This is a genomic window from Pseudomonas sp. P135 (assembly GCF_020312125.1).
Lineage (GTDB): Bacteria > Pseudomonadota > Gammaproteobacteria > Pseudomonadales > Pseudomonadaceae > Aquipseudomonas > Aquipseudomonas fragariae.
The window spans coordinates 115,082-135,730 of the sequence record NZ_JAGPYR010000011.1 but is presented as its reverse complement, the minus strand read 5'-3'; the positions used below and the strand labels follow the sequence as shown (position 1 = coordinate 135,730).

The 20,649-nt window shown below is 61.4% G+C and carries 1 protein-coding gene; it reads right to left on the bottom strand.

Annotated features, from left to right (window positions below; all coding sequences use genetic code 11):
* Window positions 1–222 precede the first annotated feature (222 nt).
* Window positions 223–20,226 carry a non-ribosomal peptide synthetase gene (locus KBY08_RS17615; protein ID WP_225651224.1) on the bottom strand — a complete coding sequence of 6,668 codons (20,004 nt, stop codon included), beginning with the start codon at window positions 20,224–20,226 and terminating at the stop codon, window positions 223–225.
* Between the last annotated feature and the right edge of the window lie 423 nt (window positions 20,227–20,649).

The following is a 20,649-nucleotide window of genomic DNA, read 5'->3' as shown; positions in this document are numbered from 1 at the left end:
CTCATCAAAAATGAAACGGGTTCTGAGAAAAGGGCTGCCAACTGGCAGCCTTTTTTATTTTTGTTTCGGCAGAAACGTGAGGTTTGACTCGGTTAATTCCGGTCGAACGCGACTCCGGCCGAGCCTCGCCTGTTTTTGCCTTGCCTGACCTTCCTCTCGGCCATCATCCCAGACGGCAAAGACCAGGACGACGGGTGATGGCAAAGGGAAGGTCAAACGAAACTAAACGGTTTCCAAAGACAATCTGGTTTGGCTGGCCCTCCCCTTATTGGTAACTGCCTCAAGGATCGCCCGCCCCAGCTCGCGAATGTCCGGCTCTTTCACAATGGAGTGATGAGTCCCCATGATGGAGATGACTTGCAACTGCTCCTTGGGCATCAGCGCCTCCCAACCCATGCTGATATCACTACGGTTTTCTCCCATTGCTGAGAATAAAGTGACACGCACCGGTAGCGCGGGCGGCCTGTAACGGTAGAGCGCCAGACCGATACTGCGGATCAGTGCCAGGTATCTTTTTGCAAGATCACTCTCTATACCTTCAGGAAGCAGACCTTGAACTTGCGTATAAGCCAACAAGGCCTCGAAATCCCGAGCAGCAGCCAAGTGTCTGACAGGCCCCTGACGTACATCCGGCGGCAGAAGTCTCAACAAGGCCTCGATCTCGTCGAAATCCGGCCTCTCATCGAGATGAGCGTACCCACCCTCCTGCGCATCAAACAAATGCCGATAGTCGCTGGTGGTGTCGACAAGCCCGAGGAATTCTACCGTAGCACCGGCCCCTGTCAGTTGATGGGCAATTTCATAGGCGATCGTTCCCCCGGCAGACCAGCCGGCCACGCGATACGGCCCCTGTGGCTGTATATGGCGGATACCCTCAATGTAGCGTGAGGCCATTGCCTCGATAGTGGTGAGGTGTTCCTCTCCACTTTGCAGTCCGCTCGCCGAAAATCCATACACCGGAATGTCAGAGGGAATTTGCTTTGCCAACTGTTGGGCATAGCCGATATCCCCTGAGCCTTCATGAATGAGGAACAAAGGATGTTGAGCCCCCTCTTTGCGAAGGGTGGTCAGATTCGGATGCAGAGCCTTGTTCAAACCGCTATGGCAAGACGCGGCAAGTTCACAGATTGTCGGGTGCATGAACAGATCGCCTAACGCCACTTCGACCTCGAAGCGCTGACGCAGGCACGAAACCAGTTGCACTGCCAGCAGCGAATGCCCGCCCAGTTCGAAGAAGTGGTCATGGCGACCCACCCGCTCCAGCCCCAGCAATGCCTGCCAGATCTCCGCCAGCGCATGTTCGATTTCACCTACCGGCGCCTCGTAACCACGACTGGCATAAGCGTCATCCTCCGGTGCTGGCAATGCCCGTCGATCCAGCTTGCCGTTCGGCGTTAGCGGGAAACGCGCCAGCGTTACAAAGGCACTCGGGATCATGTACTCCGCCAGCCCTTGCGACAGTTGCTCGCGCAACTGCGTCGCCGACAATACGGCGCCTTCCTGCGCCGTCAAATACGCCACCAGGCGTTTGTCTCCGGGACTGTGCTCGCGCGCCAGCACTACCGCCTCCCTGACCCCGGGGCAACCCGCAAGCTGCGACTCGATCTCGCCCAGTTCGATACGGTAGCCCCGGAGCTTGACCTGATCGTCGTTACGCCCCAGGTACTCAATATTGCCGTCTGCCAGCCAGCGCCCCAGATCGCCGCTCCTGTACATCCGCGCCGCCGGCTGGGCACTGAACGGATCCTCCAGGAAACGCTCCGCCGTCAATTCCGGCCGATTCAGATAACCACGGGCAACCCCAATACCGCCGATATGGATCTCGCCGCTGACCCCGATGGGTACCGGCTGGCCGTGCGCATCCAACAGGTAAATCTGTGTATTTGCTATCGGACGGCCGATCGGAACGATACCGATATCCTGCTCTGCCACGTAATGCCATGCAGTAACGTCAATGGCTGCTTCGGTGGGGCCGTAAAGATTGTGCAACTCGCTTTTCGGGAAATGTGCCTGGCCTTGCAATAGCAAAGCATGCGGCAGCGCTTCACCACTGCAAAGTACTCGCTTGAGCGTCGAACACCGGCCTGCTGGCGTCTGATTGACGAAGGCCTGCAGCATGGAAGGAACAAAGTGCAGCATGCTGATGCTTCGGCGCTCGATCACCTCCATCAGGTAGTGAGGGTCTTGATGCCCGCCGGGGCGGGCCATGACCAGTTGTGCCCCGGCCAGCAGAGGCAGGAAGATCTCCCAGACCGATACATCGAAGCCGAAGGGCGTCTTCTGCAAGACACGATCGTCGGCTCCAATCCGGTATTCGCTCTGCGCCCACCACAACCGGTTGACGACGCCGTCATGCTGGTTGGCCACGCCTTTGGGTTTACCAGTGGAACCCGAGGTATAGATCACATAGGCCAGGTGCTGCGGCGTGATGGCCGGTACCACGGGATTGTGGTCAGCCTCAACCTCCCAGTCGGCATCTTGCAGATCGAACGTCGGCACTGCCAACTCGCCCAGCAACGTCCGGGTCTCGCCCTGCACCAGCACCGCCACCGGCGCGCTGTCCTCCAGCATGTAGCGCAACCGCTCCGACGGATACCCAGGATCAAGCGGCACATACGCACCGCCCGCCTTCAGAATACCCAGCAAGCCCACCACCATTTCCAGGCTGCGCTGCGCACAAATCGCTACCCGATCATCCGGCTGGACACCCAGGCCGATCAGATAATGTGCCAGTCGATTCGCCCGCGCGTTGAGTTCGCCATAGGTCAGGCTTGCGGTTTCATCGACCACCGCGAGGGCATCCGGTTGTTGTGCCACCTGTTCCTCGAACAGTTGATGGAGCAACCTGTCCGCCGGGTAGGCCGCTACCGTATCGTTGAACGACTCCAGTACCTGCCGACGTTGCTCGCAGGACAGCAGCGGCAGTTCTCCGACCGACTGTTGATCATCCGCCACCATGCCTTCCAGGAGCACTTGCAGGTGCCCCGCCATCCGCTCGATCGTCGCACGCTCGAACAGATCGCTCGCGTATTCCAGAGAGCCGATCAACCCGCCATCCGCCTCGACCAGCGCAAGCGACAGGTCGAACTGGGCCGTCGTGTGCGGCGCTTGCAGCGGCTCCAGGCTCAGCTCTGGCAGACTGAGTTCGCCGCCGCCCGGGGTGTTGTTCAGCGCCAGCATGACCTGGAAGATCGGGCTATGGCCCAGGCTGCGCGGTGGTTGCAGCGCCTCGACCACCTGCTCGAACGGCAGGTCCTGATGTGCATGCGCCGCCAGCATGACCGCCTTGACCTGCTCCAGCAACGCCGCCACGCTCAGGTGCCCTTGCGGCCTGATTCGCAGCGCCAGTGTGTTGACGAAGAAGCCGATCAGCGACTCCAGTTCGCTGCGCGGACGATTCGCCACCGGCGTGCCGATCACCACATCGTCCTGTCCGCTGAAACGGCTCAACAGACTCGACCAGCCCACCAGCAAGGTCATGAACAGCGTCGCACCGTGACGCTGGCCCAACTGTCGCAACCCTGCCGTCAATGCAGGGCTCAGGGCCAGGCTCACCCTTCCGCCTGCGTAACTGCGCAACGGTGGGCGGCGGTGGTCGGTTGGCAGCTCCAGCAAGGCCGGTGCGCCGCTCAGGTGCTGCCGCCAGAAGTCGACCTGCGTTTGCAGCGTCTCGCCCTGCAAACACTGCCGCTGCCACGCGGCGTAGTCGACATACTGGAAGGCCAGTGCCGGCAGAGGGTCGGCCAGCCCCTGGCTGAAGGCCCGGTACAACGTACCGATTTCGTGCAGCAGAACGCCCGTCGACCAACCGTCCGAAACGATATGGTGCTGCGTCACCAGCAGGATGTGCTCCGTCTCCGACAGTTGCACAAGCCGTCCGCGAATCAGCGGCCCCCTCGACAAGTCGAACGGCGCCAGCGCCTCCTCGCCAGCGAGCTGCTGCACCGCCTCGTGTTGCGCTGCGCTGTCCAGAGCGCGCAGGTCATGAGTGACCAGGGCGAAACCCTGGGTCTCCGGCGCGATCACCTGGATCGCCTGACCCTCGTGCAAGGCAAAATGGGTGCGCAGGGTTTCGTGGCGCGCCACGATCCGGTCCAGCGTGGCCTGCAAGGCCTCGCTGTCCAATCGGCCGCGCAAGCGCAGCCCCGCCGGGATGTGATAGGCGGCTCCCGCCGCCCGATCCAGTTGATCAAGGAACCACAAGCGCTGCTGCGCCCACGACAGCGGCAATGGCAGATCGCGGTCGACCAGCGTCAACGGCGTCTGCGCCGAGAGCCGGGCGTTCGCCACCTGACGTGCCAGACCTTGCAGCGTCGGCTCGGCGAACACATCCCGCAGTGCTACCTCGACTTCGAAGCGCTGACGCAGACGCGAAACCAGTTGCACCGCCAGTAAAGAATGGCCACCCAGTTCGAAGAAGTGGTCATGACGACCTACCCGCTCCAGCCCCAGCAACGCCTGCCAGATCTCCGCCAGCGCATGCTCGACTTCACCTGCCGGCGCCTCGTAATCACGGCTGGCATAAGCGTCGTCCTCCGGCGCCGGCAATGCCCGACGATCCAGCTTGCCGCTCGGCGTTTGCGGGAAACGCGCCAGCGTTACGAAGGCACTCGGAATCATGTATTCCGCCAGCCCTTGCGACAGCTGCTCGCGCAACTGCGCCGCCGACAACACGGCGCCTTCCTGCGCCGTCAGGTACGCCACCAGGCGTTTGTCGCCGGGACGGTGCTCGCGCGCCACTACCACCGCCTCCCTGACCCCGGGGCAAGCCGCCAGCTGCGACTCAATCTCGCCCAGCTCGATACGGAAACCCCGGAGCTTGACCTGATCGTCGTTGCGCCCCAGGTACTCGATATTGCCGTCCGCCAGCCAGCGCCCCAGATCGCCGCTCCTGTACATCCGCGCTGTCGGCTCGGCACTGAATGGGTCGTCCAGGAACCGCTCCGCCGTCAGTTCCGGCATATTCAGATAGCCACGGGCAACCCCCGCACCGCCGATATGGATCTCGCCAATGACCCCGATCGGTACCGGCTGGCCATGTGCATCCAGCAGGTAAATCCGTGTATTCGCGATCGGACGGCCTATCGGAAGTGAATGACCCGCTTGAACAGCGCTGTCGCACAGGTAAAAAGTAGAGTCACCCGCCGCTTCCGACGAACCGTAGAAATTCAGTATCGTGGCCGAAGGTAACCAGGCGCGAGTGCGAGCAAGCAGGGAGGACGAAAACACCTCGCCACTGCAAACGATCAGCCGCTTTTCTGGCGAAACTTGTCGGTTCTCTATTCTCGACAGTTCTTCCAGCAGTGAAGGGACAAGAACCAGACGGGTCAACTGATGCTCTGTAACCGCCTGCCATAGCTGTAGCGGATCCCTGGAGGCCAGCGGCGACACGATATGCAGTTGCGCGCCAAACAGTAAGGGCATCAGCGTTTCAGTCACCGAATCAAGAAAACTGATCGACGTTTTTTGTGCATGCTTTTCGAGTCGCTGACCACCGAAAGTGTTATGCATCCAGTAAAGACGGTTAACCATGGCCTGATGTGGACCGCCCACGCCTTTGGGTTTACCGGAGGAACCCGAGGTATAAATCACATAGGCCAGGTGCTGCGGCGTGATGGCCGGCACCACGGGATTGTGTTCAGGTTCAACCTCCCAGTCGCCCTCTTGCAGATCGAGCGTCCGCACCGCCAACTCGCCCAGTAACCTCCGGGTCTCGGCCTGCACCAGCACCGCCACCGGTGCGCTGTCCTCAAGCATGTAGCGCAACCGCTGCTCCGGATACGCAGGGTCAAGCGGCACATATGCACCACCTGCCTTAAAAATACCCAGCAAGCCCACCACCATTTCCAGGCTGCGTTGCGCACAGATCGCGACCCGATCATCCGGCTGGATACCCAGGCCGATCAGATAATGTGCCAGTCGATTCGCCCGCGCGTTGAGTTCGCCATAGGTCAGGCTTCCGGCGTCATCGACCACCGCGAGGGCATCCGGTTGTTGTGCCACCTGTTCCTCGAACAGTTGATGGATCAACGTGTCCGCCGGGTAGGCCGCTGCCGTATCGTTGAACGACTCCAGTACCTGCCGACGTTGCTCGCAGGACAGCAGCGGCAGTTCTCCGACCGATTGCTGGTCATCCGCCACCATGCCTTCCAGAAGTACCTGCAGGTGCCCCGCGATCCGCTCGATCGTCGCACGCTCGAACAGATCGCTCGCGTATTCCAGAGAGCCGATCAAACCGCCATCCGCCTCGACCAGCGCAAGCGACAGGTCGAACTGGGCCGTCGTGTGCGGCGCTTGCAGCGGCTCCAGGCTCAGCTCCGGCAGGCTGAGTTCGCCGCCGCCCGGGGTGTTGTTCAGCGCCAGCATGACCTGGAAGATCGGGCTATGGCCCAGGCTGCGCGGGGGTTGCAGCGCCTCGACCACCTGCTCGAACGGCAGGTCCTGATGCGCATGCGCCGCCAGCATGACCGCCTTGACCTGCTCCAGCAACGCCGCCACGCTCAGGCGCCCTTCCGGCCTGATGCGCAGCGCCAGTGTGTTGACAAAGAAGCCGATCAGCGACTCCAGTTCGCTGCGCGGACGATTCGCCACCGGCGTGCCGATCACCACATCATCCTGCCCGCTGAAGCGGCTCAACAGACTCGACCAGCCCACCAGCAAGGTCATGAACAGCGTCGCACCGTGACGCTGGCCCAACTGTCGCAACCCCGCCGTCAATGCCGGGCTCAGGGCCAGGCTCACCCTTCCACCTGCGTAACTGCGCAACGGTGGGCGGCGATGGTCGGTTGGCAGCTCCAGCAAGGCCGGTGCGCCGCTCAGGTGCTGCCGCCAGAAATCGACCTGCGTTTGCAGGGTTTCGCCCTGCAACCATTGCCGCTGCCACGCCGCGTAGTCGACATACTGGAAGGCCAGTGCCGGCAGAGGGTCGGCCAGCCCCTGGCTGAAGGCGCGGTACAACATGCCGATTTCGTGCAGCAGAACGCCCGTTGACCAACCGTCCGAAACGATATGGTGCTGTGTCACCAGCAGGATGTGCTCCGTCTGCGACAGTTGCACAAGTCGTCCGCGAATCAGCGGGCCGCTCGACAAGTCGAACGGCGCCAGCGCCTCCTCGCGAGCGAGCCGCTCCACCGCCTCGTGTTGCGCTGCGCTGTCCAGAGCGCGCAGGTCATGAGTGACCAGGGCGAACCCTTGAGTTGCCGGCGCGATCACCTGAATCGCCTGGCCCTCGTGCAAGGCAAAATGGGTGCGCAGTGCTTCGTGGCGCGCCACGATCCGCTCCAGCGTGGCCTGCAAGGCCTCGCTGTCCAATCGGCCGCGCAAGCGCAGCCCCGCCGGGATGTGATAAGCGGCTCCCGCCGCCCGGTCCAGTTGATCGAGGAACCACAAGCGCTGCTGCGCCCACGACAGCGGCAATGGCAGATCGCGATCCACCGGCGTCAACGACGTCAGCGGCGTCTGCGCCGATAGCCGGGCGTTCGCCACCTGACGTGCCAGACCTTGCAGCGTCGGCTCGGCAAACACATCCCGCAGTGCCACTTCGACTTCGAAGCGCTGACGCAGACGCGAAACCAGCTGCACCGCCAGCAACGAATGGCCGCCCAGTTCGAAGAAGTGGTCATGACGCCCTACCCGCTCCAGCCCCAGCAACGCCTGCCAGATCTCTGCCAGCGCATGCTCGATTTCACCAGCAGGCACCTCGTAGCCACGGCTGGCATAAGCGTCGTCCTCCGGCGCCGGCAATGCGCGTCGATCCAGCTTGCCGTTCGGCGTTAGCGGGAAACGCGCCAGCGTTACAAAGGCACTCGGGATCATGTACTCCGCCAGCCCTTGCGACAGTTGCTCACGCAGCTGTGCCGCCGACAACAGGGCACCTTCCTGCGCCGTCAGGTACGCCACCAGGCGTTTGTCGCCGGGACGGTGCTCGCGTACCAGCACCACCGCCTCCCTGACACCGGGGCAAGCCGCCAGCTGTGACTCGATCTCGCCCAGCTCGATACGGAAGCCGCGGAGCTTGACCTGATCGTCGTTGCGCCCCAGGTACTCGATATTGCCGTCCGCCAGCCAGCGTCCCAGATCGCCGCTTCTGTACATCCGCGCCGCCGGCTCGGCACTGAACGGGTCGTCCAGGAAACGCTCCGCCGTCAATTCCGGCAGATTCAGATAACCCCGGGCAACCCCCGCACCGCCGATATGAATCTCGCCGCTGACCCCGATGGGCACCGGCTGGCCGTGTGCATCCAATAGGTAAATGCGTGTGTTGCCGATGGGGCGGCCAATAGGAATCGAGCGCGAATTGTCGGACAGCGCATGGATCTCATAGGTGCTGGCAAAGGTCGTTGTTTCCGTTGGTCCATAGCCATTGATCAGATGCCTCGGGCGATGGGCGCGGGACAAAACCTTCGCAACGCTCACTGGATCGAGCACATCCCCACCGACCAGGAGATATCGCAGCTTTGAGAAGGCAACGGCGAGTACATCGACATATTCATTGAACAATCCAGCAGTCAACCATAAAGCGGTCACGCCACCTTCAATCAATACATGGTTCAAGCGCGCGGGATTGAGCAGCGTCGCCTGAGACACAACCAACAGTTTCGCCCCATTGAGCAGCGCACTCCAGATTTCCCAGGTCGAAGCGTCGAAGGCCGTATTGGCGCCATGCGCAACGCAATCCTCTGTGGTGATCCTGGCATAAGGATTATTGATAACCAGACGCAGCACACTGCGGTGCTCAATCAGCACGCCCTTCGGCACTCCCGAGGAGCCGGATGTATACATCACATAAGCCGGCATTCTCGACGTCAGCCCCAGGGCATCAAGATCCGGATTGCCACACGGCAGCCCACCGGTCCCTGAGGACAGGTCCACGCTGTCCAACACGACCTGCGGCACATTCACCGCCGGCAGGCATTCCTGCAGAGCCTCTTGCACCAGCACTGCTACCGGCGCGCTGTCTTCCAGCATGTAGCGCAATCGCTCAGGCGGATACCCAGGGTCCAGCGGCACGTACGCACCGCCCGCCTTCAGAATACCCAGCAAGCCCACCACCATTTCCAGGCTGCGCTGCGCACAGATCGCGACCCGATCATCCGGCTGGATACCCAGGCCGATCAGATAATGTGCCAGTCGATTCGCCCGGGCATTGAGTTCGCCATAGGTCAGACTTGCGGTTTCATCGACCACCGCGGGGGCATCCGGTTGTTGTGCCACCTGTTCCTCGAACAGTTGATGGAGCAATTTTTCCGCCGGGTAGGCCGCTACCGTATCGTTGAACGACTCCAGTACCTGCCGACGTTGCTCGCAGGACAGCAGCGGTAGTTCTCCGATCGCTTGCTGGTCATCCGCCACCATGCCTTCCAAGAGCACTTGCAGGTGCCCCGCCATCCGCTCGATCGTCGCACGCTCGAACAGATCACTCGCGTATTCCAGAGAGCCGATCAACCCGCCATCCGCCTCGACCAGCGCAAGCGACAGGTCGAACTGGGCCGTCGTGTGCGGCGCTTGCAGCGGCTCCAGGCTCAGCTCCGGCAGGCTGAGTTCGCCGCCGCCCGGGGTGTTGTTCAGCGCCAGCATGACCTGGAAGATCGGGCTATGGCCCAGGCTGCGCGGGGGCTGCAGCGCCTCCACCACCTGCTCGAACGGCAGGTCCTGATGCGCATGCGCCGCCAGCATGACCGCCTTGACCTGCTCCAGCAACGCCGCCACGCTCAGGTGCCCTTGCGGCCGGATGCGCAGCGCCAGTGTGTTGACGAAGAAGCCGATCAGCGACTCCAGTTCGCTGCGCGGACGATTCGCCACCGGCGTGCCGATCACCACATCGTCCTGCCCGCTGAAGCGGCTCAACAGACTCGACCAGCCCGCCAGCAAGGTCATGAACAGCGTCGCACCGTGACGCTGACCCAACTGTCGCAACCCTGCCGTCAATGCCGGGCTCAGGGCCAGGCTCACCCGTCCGCCGGCGTAACTGCGCAACGGTGGGCGACGGTGGTCGGTTGGCAGCTCCAGCAAGGCCGGTGCGCCGCTCAGGTGCTGCCGCCAGAAATCGACCTGCGTTTGCAGGGTTTCGCCCTGCAACCACTGCCGCTGCCACGCGGCGTAGTCGACATACTGGAAGGCCAGTGCCGGCAGAGGGTCGGCCAGCCCCTGGCTGAAGGCGCGGTACAACATGCCGATTTCCTGCAGCAGAACGCCCGTCGACCAACCGTCCGAAACGATATGGTGCTGTGTCACCAGCAGGATGTGCTCCGTCTGCGACAGTTGCACAAGTCGTCCGCGAATCAGCGGGCCGCTCGACAAGTCGAACGGCGCCAGCGCCTCCTCGCGAGCGAGCCGCTCTACGGCCTCGTGTTGCGCCGCGCTGTCCAAAGCGCGCAGGTCATGGCTCGCCAGGGCGAAACCCTGGGTCTCCGGCGCGATCACCTGGATCGCCTGGCCCTCGTGCAAGGCAAAATGGGTGCGCAGGGTTTCGTGACGCGCCACGATCCGGTCCAGCGTGGCCTGCAAGGCGTCGCTGTCCAAACGGCCGCGCAAGCGCAGCCCCGCCGGGATGTGATAGGCGGCTCCCGCCGCCCGATCCAGTTGATCAAGGAACCACAAGCGTTGTTGCGCCCACGACAGCGGCAATGGCAGATTGCGATCCACCGGCGTCAACGGCGTCTGCGCCGAGAGCCGGGCGTTCGCCACCTGACGTGCCAGACCTTGCAGCGTCGGCTCGGCGAACACATCCCGCAGTGCCACTTCGACTTCGAAGCGCTGACGCAGGCGCGAAACCAGCTGCACCGCCAGCAACGAATGGCCGCCCAGTTCGAAGAAGTGGTCATGACGCCCTACCCGCTCCAGCCCCAGCAACGTCTGCCAGATCTGCGCCAGCGCATGCTCGACGTCACCTGCCGGCGCCTCGTAATCACGACTGGCATAAGCGTCGTCCTCCGGCGCCGGCAATGCCCGTCGATCCAGCTTGCCGTTTGGCGTTAGCGGGAAACGCGCCAGCGTTACGAAGGCACTCGGAATCATGTACTCCGCCAGCCCTTGCGACAGTTGCTCACGCAACTGCGCCGCCGACAACTCGACACCTTCCTGCGCCGTCAGGTACGCCACCAGGCGTTTGTCACCGGGACGGTGCTCGCGTACCAGCACCACCGCCTCCCTGACTCCGGAGCAAGCCGCCAGCTGTGACTCGATCTCGCCCAGCTCGATACGGAAACCCCGAATCTTGACCTGATCGTCGTTACGCCCCAGATACTCGATATTGCCGTCCGCCAGCCAGCGCCCCAGATCGCCGCTCCTGTACATCCGCGCTGTCGGCTCGGCACTGAACGGGTCATCCAGGAAACGCTCCGCCGTCAGTTCCGGCAGATTCAGATAGCCACGGGCAACCCCCGCACCGCCGATATGGATCTCGCCGCTGACCCCGATCGGTACCGGCTGGCCGTGCGCATCCAACAGGTAAATCCGTGTGTTCGATATCGGACGGCCGATTGGAAATACCGAAGACCGATAACAGTCGATATCGTCAATCAGTCTGTGCCAGGCCACCACGTCGCTACACTCCGTGGGCCCGTAACTGTTAATGAATTCGGGCCTCGGCTCGGGAAGCATTTCCAGCCTGGCGACTTGAATAGGCTCTCCGCCCAGTACCACCCGGCGAATGCTGTCGAGCTGTCTTGAATCGTTTGCATCGATGAGTGTGTTGAACGCACTGGGTGAAAGATTGATGTGGGTAATACACTCGCGTTGAATCTGCTCCAGCAGCACTTCGGGAATGAAAGCCTCTCTGGCCAGGTGCAGTGTTCCACCGACCAATAACGGCCCCAGGATATTTTTTTGCGTCAGATCGAAGCTATAGGAGGAAACAAGCAGCACGGCATCATCGGAAGCCAGTTTCAGCTCGGCCAGATACCAGTGCATCAGGTTTAGAAAGCCCCTTTGCTCGATCAACACGCCCTTGGGTTGGCCGCTCGAGCCTGAGGTATAGATCACATAGGCCAGATGATCCGGCTTGACGGCTCGCGCCACTGGATCATGGTCAGCCTCAGCTTCCCAGCACCCGCCTTCCAGGTCCAGCAGCGGCACCGCCAACTCGCCCGGCAACGCCCGGGTCGCACTCTGCACCAGCACCGCCGCCGGCGCGCTGTCTTCCAGCATGTAGCGCAACCGCTGCTCCGGATACGCCGGGTCCAGCGGCACGTAGGCAGCGCCCGCCTTCAGGATCCCCAGCAAGCCCACCACCATTTCCGGGCTGCGCTCTACGCAGATCGCCACCCGGTCATCCGGCCCGATGCCCAGGCCGATCAGATGATGCGCCAACTGGTTGGCGCGCGCATTCAGTTGCGCATAAGTGAATGTGCGCGCCTCAAATACCAGCGCAATCGCTGCTGGCGTCTTTTCTACTTGCGCTTCGAATAACTGATGGACGCAGGCGCCTTGCGGATAATCCACGGCCGTCGCATTCCACTCCTGCAGCAACTGACGCTCGGATCGCGGCAGCATCTCCAGACTGCGCAGCAACGACTCAGGTGAGTGTTCCAGCGCGTCGACCAGACTCTCCAGCGCCGTCTCCATGTAAGCACATACCCGCTGCGGATCGATCCCCGCCGTGGCTTGAACGGTCAGTGCAAAGCCCTCGCCCAGATCGTCCACAGCCAGTGTCAGCGGATAGTTGGTTCGCTCATTCCAGCCCAGGACCTCGATTCCGCCCCAGGCGCGGTCTCCCTGGTCCGAGACTTGCGGCTCGGCGCTGTGGCGGTAATTCAGCAGCGCGCTGAACAGCGGCAACGGCGGAGCAATGGCGCTGCAGCGTTGCGCCAGCGCCAACGACGCATGTTCGTGACCGAGCAGCGCGGTCAGGCGGGCATGCGTGGCTTTCACCCCCTCACGCACGCCTTGCTCACCGACGTTCAGGCACAACGGCAAGGTGTTGATGAACATCCCTAACGAGCGGTCGGCGCCGTCGCCACCCTGCATGCGTCCCAGCAACACCGTACCGAACACCACGTCTTCCCGGCCCGACGTGCGCCCCAGCACCTGCGCCCAGGCCAGATGATGCAGGCTGGCAGCACTAACGCCCAGGCTCCTGGCTTGCCGACGGATCCTGCCCGCCAGATCTGCGGAAACCGCCTGCCTGGCTTGCTTGATGTCCCGACCGTCGCCCTGCACATCGTGCAAACCGAATGGCAGCGTCGGTTCTGTCACCTGACCGAGCATTTCCTGGAAGAACGCTTCATGCGCCGCTTGGCTTACGCCCAATCGCGCCTGCGCCACATGATTGCGATAGGGTACCGAATCCGGCAGGCCGGCTGCCTGCCCCAGCAGATCCGCCTGCACCTCATGTTGCACCACTTCCAGCGCCATATGGTCCAGCACCATGTGGTGAAACAGCAGAATCGCCACCCAGCGACTATTCGCTTCGTCGTAGGCGTAAGCCATCTTCATCAAGGGCGCTTTCGTCAAATCCAGCCGGAAATGCCTGGGGTCGAAGCGCTCCTGGAGTTGCTGTTCTATGTCTCCGTCGGCCGCCTTCAGCGCCAACGCCTCCACGGCCAATGGTGCTTCGCGCCAGACTGTCTGAACCGGCTCGTCCAGCCCCTCCCACAGCACCGCTGTTCTCAAGATGTCATGCCTGGCAATCACGCCCTGAAGTGCCCGCACAAACGCCTTCAAGTGATCTTCGCTTGGCAGCGCAAAACGCGTATTTAGCAAATAGGGATCACCCTCGACCGACGCAAGGTGGTGGAACAACACCCCTTCCTGCAGTGGCGCCAGTGCATAGATATCCTGGACGTTCGCCGTCCCGCCTGGCACAGCACGCACAATCCGCTCGATGGCGTCCTCGCTCAGGTCCGCGAGCGGTAACATCGACGGTGTAATTCGTGTGCACCCGACCACGATTCCGTTGGCGGGTACTTCCACCTGATGACCGTTACCCAATACCTCGGCAAACGCCGAAAGGGTTGGCTGGGCAAACAGCATCCGCACATCCGCCGACAGTCCCGCTTGACGCATCCGGCCCATCAGACTGACGGCCAGTAGCGAATGCCCACCCAGCTCGAAGAAGTGATCGTGGCGACCCACCCGTTCGACACCAAGCAGCTCTTGCCAGATTTCGGCAAGCGCCCTCTCGACCGTCCCGCACGGCGCTTCGTAGCCGCGGCTCACATAAGCGTCAGCCTCCGGCACAGGCAACGCCCGGCGATTCAGCTTGCCGTTAGGTGTCAGCGGCCACCCCGGCAATTTCACATACGCGGCCGGCACCATGTACTCCGGAAGACTCGCCTGCAAGGCCGCCCGTAGCGTCTGCACCGCAATAGTCTCTTTCGCTTCTCGCGTCGTGTAATACGCGATCAGACGTTTATCACCCGGCGTGTCTTCCCGGGCAATCACCACCGCCTCTCCGACACCAGGGCACCCAGCCAGCTGCGCCTCAATCTCGCCCAGTTCGATACGGAAGCCACGGAGCTTGACCTGATCGTCGTTGCGTCCCAGGTATTCGATATTGCCGTCCGCCAGCCAACGACCCAAATCGCCGCTCCTGTACATCCGCGCCGTCGGGTCGTTGCTGAAACGGTCTTTCACGAACCGCTCTGCGGTCAGCGCATCACGATTCAAATAGCCGCGCGCGAGCTGTATACCCGCGATATAAATCTCGCCGCAGACGCCAACCGGGACCGGTTGCATGTGCGGGTCCAGCAGATACATCAGGGTATTGGCGACCGGCCGGCCGATCGGCACGATCCCCGCATGCAGGTCGGGCACACAGTGCCAGTAGGTGACGTCGACAGCGGCTTCAGTGGGGCCATACAGGTTATGCAATTGCGCATGTGCAAAGCGTTGCTCGAAGTGCTTTTGCAAACTATAGGGCAACGCCTCGCCGCTACAGAACACCTGCCGCAATGTGCTACAGGCCAGCGGGCCAGCCTGATTGAGGAAGCTCTGCAACATGGACGGTACGAAATGCAATATCGTGACACCCGAGTCTGCGATCAACCCGGCCAGATACTCGGGGTCCTGATGACCTCCCGGACGCGCGATCACCAATTGCGCACCCGCGAGCAAGGGTAGAAAAAATTCCCAGACCGACACGTCAAAACCGAACGGTGTCTTTTGCAAGACGCGGTCTTCGCGACTCAGCCGATATTGGTCCTGTGCCCACAACAGGCGGTTCACAATGGCGCGATGCTCGATCATCACGCCCTTGGGCTGACCGGTCGAACCCGAGGTATAGATCACATAAGCCAGGTGCTGTGGCGTGACCGTCGGCAACACACGATCATGCCTGGCTTCAGCCGCCCGGTTCACGCTTTGCAGATCCAGCACCGGCATTGCCAGCGCCCCCAGCAAGTCCCGGGTCGTACGCTGCACCAGCACCGCCACCGGCGCGCTGTCCTCCAGCATGTAGCGCAACCGCTCCGGCGGATACCCAGGGTCCAGCGGCACGTAGGCACCGCCCGCCTTCAGGATCCCCAGCAAGCCCACCACCATCTCCACACTGCGTTCCACACAGATCGCCACGCGGTCGTCCGGAGCAATGCCCAGTGACAGCAAGACATCAGCCACCTGATTGCTGCGTTCGTTGAGGTCCGCGTATGTCACACGCTCGTTGCCGCACACCAGTGCAAGCGCTTGAGGCTGCTGCTGCGCTTGCTGTTCGAAAAGTTGATGGACCAATAGATCCTGTTGCCAGGCATGATGTGTCGCGTTGAACTCGACAAGCACTTGCCGACGTTCGGTTTCGCCCAAAAGCTCGATCGCGCCCACAACCTGGCGCTCGTTCTCGACCATCGCACGCAGCACCCGTTCCAGATACGCCACGTAGCGTTGGGCCGTCTCGCGGTCGAACAGCGCCGTCGCATATTCCAGCGAACCGACGATCCGTCCCTCCACCTCCGCCAAGTCGAGGGACACATCGTACTTGGTGGTGCGTGCTACCGAATCCAGCAGCGTTAGCTCCAGCCCCGCCAACGCCAGTTCTGCCGGCGGCGTGTTCTGCCACGACAGCATCGCCTGGAACAGCGGGCTATGGGACAAGCTGCGCACCGGCTTGAGCAACTCCACCACCTGCTCGAACGGCAGATCCTGGTGTTCATACGCCGCCAGCGTGCAGGCCTTGACGCGACTCAGCAATGTCTCGACCGTCGGATCGTTCGACACATTCACGCGCAATGCCAGGGTATTGACAAAAAACCCGATCAGGCCCCCGACCTCAGCGCTCATCCGGTTCGCCACCGGCGAACCGATCACCACCTCATCCTGCCCCGACAAACGACTCAATACCGTCGCCCAGCCCGCCAGCAATGTCATGAACAGGGTCGTGCCGTGCCGCCGACTCAGCGCCTTGAGCTCGTGGCTCAGCGTCGCATCCAGCACCACGGGCACCGCATCGCCCGTATAGTCCTGCTGCGCCGGACGGACACGATCAGAGGGCAACATCAGCAATGCCGGCGCATCGAGTAGAGCGGTCTGCCAGTAGGTACTTTGCTTGTGCAATACCGCGCCGCTCAACCAGCCTCGTTGCCACACCGCATAGTCCGCGTACTGGATCGACAACTGCGGCAACGGGTCTGCCTCAGCTTGGCAACCGCTCGCGTAGAGTGCTCCCAACTCGCGCGTCAACACGCCCATCGACCAGCCATCCGATACGATGTGGTGCATCGTCAACAGCAACACATGGTCTTCATCGCTCAGCCGAACCAGACTCCCTCGAATCAGCGGTCCCTGCTGAAGATCGAAGCGCCCAATGGCTTCTTCGTTCATCAGTCGTGCCAACTCACTCGAGCTATCGGCATGCGTCGTGAGATCGTACTTGCGCAACGGGCAGCCTGTTTCCTCGGGATGGATGCACAGCTCTACGGCCTGATCCCCGGTCTGGACAAACGTTGTGCGCAGTACTTCGTGACGCGCCACAATGCGGTTCAACGCACGTTGCAAGGCCGCCTCATCCAGCGCGCCGACGATGCGCAGCCCCGCCGGTATGTGGTAGGCAGCGCTGGCACCTTCCATTTGCGCCAGAAACCACAACCGTTGCTGAGCAAACGACAGCGGCAGTCGCGCCTCTCGTGACGTTTGCACAATCTGCGGCAGCGTATTGTTTTGTGCCTGCGCCACCACGCAGGCAAGCGCCTCGAGCTGCGGATGGGCGAATAACGCGGCCAGTTCCAACTCCACGTTCAAACGCTGCCGGACCAGGGAGATAAGCCTCATCGCCAGCAGCGAATGCCCACCCAGCTCGAAGAAGTGATCATTGCGCCCCACCCGATCAACACCGAGCAGCTCCTGCCAGATATCCGCCAGCGCACGCTCGACTTCGCCTGCCGGCGCCTCGTAGTCACGACTGGCATAAGCGTCGTCCCCCGGCGCCGGCAATGCCCGCCGATCGAGCTTGCCGTTCGGTGTCAGCGGCCATTCGGACAATTTCACATACGCCGCCGGCACCATGTATTCCGGCAGCCTAGCCTGCAAGGCAGCACGTAACGTCTGTGCCGTAATCGCCTGTGCAGCTTCCTGAATCGTGTAATACGCCGTCAGACGCTTTTCACCCGGCGTATCCTCCTGGGCAATCACCACCGCGTCCCTGATGTCCGCGATCTGTCTCAGTTGCGCCTCAATCTCGCCCAGCTCGATACGAACTCCCCGGAGCTTGACCTGATCGTCATTGCGCCCCAGGTACTCGATGTTGCCGTCCGCCAACCAGCGCCCCAGATCGCCACTCCTGTACATCCGCGCCGCCGGTTCGGCACTGAACGGGTCATCCAGAAAACGCTCTGCCGTCAGTTCCGGCCTGTTCAGATAACCCCGGGCAACCCCTGCGCCGCCGATATAAATCTCGCCGCTCACCCCGATAGGCACCGGCTGGCCGTGCGCATCCAACAGGTAAACCTGCGTATTGGCTATCGGACGGCCTATGTGCAATACCGACTGCGTTGCATCGATCAGACCGGATGTGGCCACAACCGTGGTCTCGGTCGGACCATAGTTGTTGATCAGCGCAACCCGGCTATCCGGATTGGGAAACTGACGCAACCGGTCTCCACCGATCAGCAACGTTTGCAGCGACGCCGGCTCAATCCCTTGGGCGAACGCAATCTCGGCAATCGGCGTAGGCAAGAAGCTCACATCCAGTTCTTGCCGACGCCACCATCCCAGCAGCACATCGACATCATTGCCAAGCGCTTGTCCAGGCAACAGCGACAGGCTGGCTCCCACGCACAGCGCTGGCCATAGTTCCCAGACGCAAGCATCGAAACCGACGCCCGCCACGCTCGAAACCCGCTTGCGACGGGTCAGATTGAACGCCTCGCAATGCCAGGCCACCAGGTTCACGAGATTGCGATGCTCGATCATCACGCCCTTGGGCTGGCCGGTCGAACCCGAGGTATAGATCACATAAGCCAGGTGCTGTGGCGCGACCGTCGGCAACACGCAGTCATGCTCGGCTTCAGCCGCCCGGTTCACGCTTTGCAGATCCAGTACCGGCATCGCCAACGCACCCAGCAATTCCCGGGTCGTACGCTGCACCAGCACCGCCACCGGCGCGCTGTCCTCCAGCATGTAGCGCAACCGCTCCGGCGGATACCCAGGGTCCAGCGGCACGTAGGCACAGCCCGCCTTCAGGATCCCCAGCAAGCCCGCCACCATCTCCACACTGCGTTCCACACAGATCGCCACGCGGTCGTCCGGAGCAATGCCCAGCGACAGCAAGACATCAGCCACCTGATTGCTGCGTTCGCTGAGTTCAGCGTAGGTCACACGCTCGTCGGCGCAGACCAGTGCAAGCGCTTGGGGCTGCTGCTGCGCTTGCTGTTCGAAAAGCTGATGGACCAATAGATCCTGTTGCAAGGCCTGATGTGTCGCGTTGAACTCGACAAGCACTTGCCGGCGTTCCGCTTCCCCCATAAGCGCAAGCTGGCCAATCGGCGTCGATTCATGGGCGGCAACCGACTCCAGGAGCAGCGTAATGCGGTCCCGAATCCGCTCAACTTCGTCCGGGCGAAAGCAGGCCAGATTGAAGTTGAAGTCAACGACTACGTCTTCATCCGAATAGTAATCACAGATAGCGATTGAGAGCGGCGTCTGATCGAAGCCGCTGTACATCCTGATCGCCTTCGAAGGGGCGCCGCCAAAGACAAAGTCTGCGTCAAATTTTTCGAATGAAAGCGTTATATCGAAGATCTGCTTGCGCCTGGAATGGCCAATATTCAGAGCGCGATTCAGTTCGGCAATCGGGAAGTGCTCGTGGCGGTAGCAGCGTCGCAATTCGGCGGCCACATCGCCCATCAATTCGAGCAGGGAACGATTGGGGTCAACCCGTACGCCGACCGGGATGACAGAAGAAAACATCCCGATCGTCTGCTTCTGGCGGGCCGTCGTGCGGTTATGCAGGGGCATGCCGATGATGACTTCTTCTGCACCACCGACGCGTGAAAAATAGGCACTGACGACTGCAAAGAATACCGTGACAGGAGAAAGGCCATGCTCGGTGGCAACCGCGGCCACAGCATTGAACAGGTCACGCTTGATCGTCGAGCGAATATGACCGCTCTTGCACATCGAACCCACGGCATGGTCGCCGGACCACTGCAGCAGGGATGGCGGTATGTGTGCGTAACGTTCGCGCCAAAACGACCGGTCACGCTCCAGACGCGGTGAATTCAGATAGGCCTGGTCTTTGGCCAGGAAGTCGCTGTAGGAAGGGCCTTCCTCGAACGCGTCGATGCCCACCAGTAAATTGTTGTAGGCCTTTTCGACTGCATGGCAAAACAGCGTCACCCCTGCGCCGTCCATGACCAAATGATGGTAGCGGCCCAGCCAGTAGTGACGGGATGCACTGCACCGTACGAGCTGCGCCTCCCAAAGAATGCCTTCCAATGGATTGAACGGTCGGGAAAATGCGTGTTGAAGGTATTCCTGCGCTCGCTCGACACCGTCACCGTAGTCTGAAAAATCGACGAGCGCGAGTGTGATATCGACAGATGGCAGCACCCTCTGCCGGGCTATATCACCCTCTTGGAACAAGGCAAGCCGTAGCGCATCGTTATGCTTGGCAACGAGCTTGATAGCCTTCTCGAACATCGGAATATCGAGATCACCTTTGATCTCTAACGTCATGCCGATGTTGTACAGCGGTATGTCCGAATTCGCTATCTGACCGAGCCAGATACCCTGCTGTACTGAGGATAGTTCATACGAGACATTGGAGTTGTTCGATACGTGTTGATGTGACGACGTCATGCGTAAACATCCCTGATTTTAATATCCTTTCGGGAGCCGAGTGACGATGTTCGCGGCCCTGCCGAATTCCTGTAGTGCTGACCAGGTTCCCTACAGAACTCGGTAGTTACAGCACAAGTTTGTCGCAGATAAACCGGATGTCAGAACCTGGCTTGCCCTGTCTGCATGACTACCATAGGGGCCTGGGAGAATGTCATCGATGTGCCGACAGTACCGGCTAGTAGCACCTTGATACTTCCAGCCTGCGAATTTCTATTTTCCCCTAAGTCGTGAGCGGCCCGAACCGACGAAAAAAAGACGCTGACCCCGGATAAGCTGCTAGACCTGCAATAATAGCGTTGACACTTACAAAGAGAAAAACACAAATAAAGTGCTTGTCCCGCATTACCAGTGCAACCATCCCGCATTCAATAAACCGTTTTC

Excerpts from the sequence above, each read along its gene's own strand:
- KBY08_RS17615 (WP_225651224.1), bottom strand. The coding sequence starts at position 20,226 with ATGACGTCGTCACATCAACACGTATCGAACAACTCCAATGTCTCGTAT.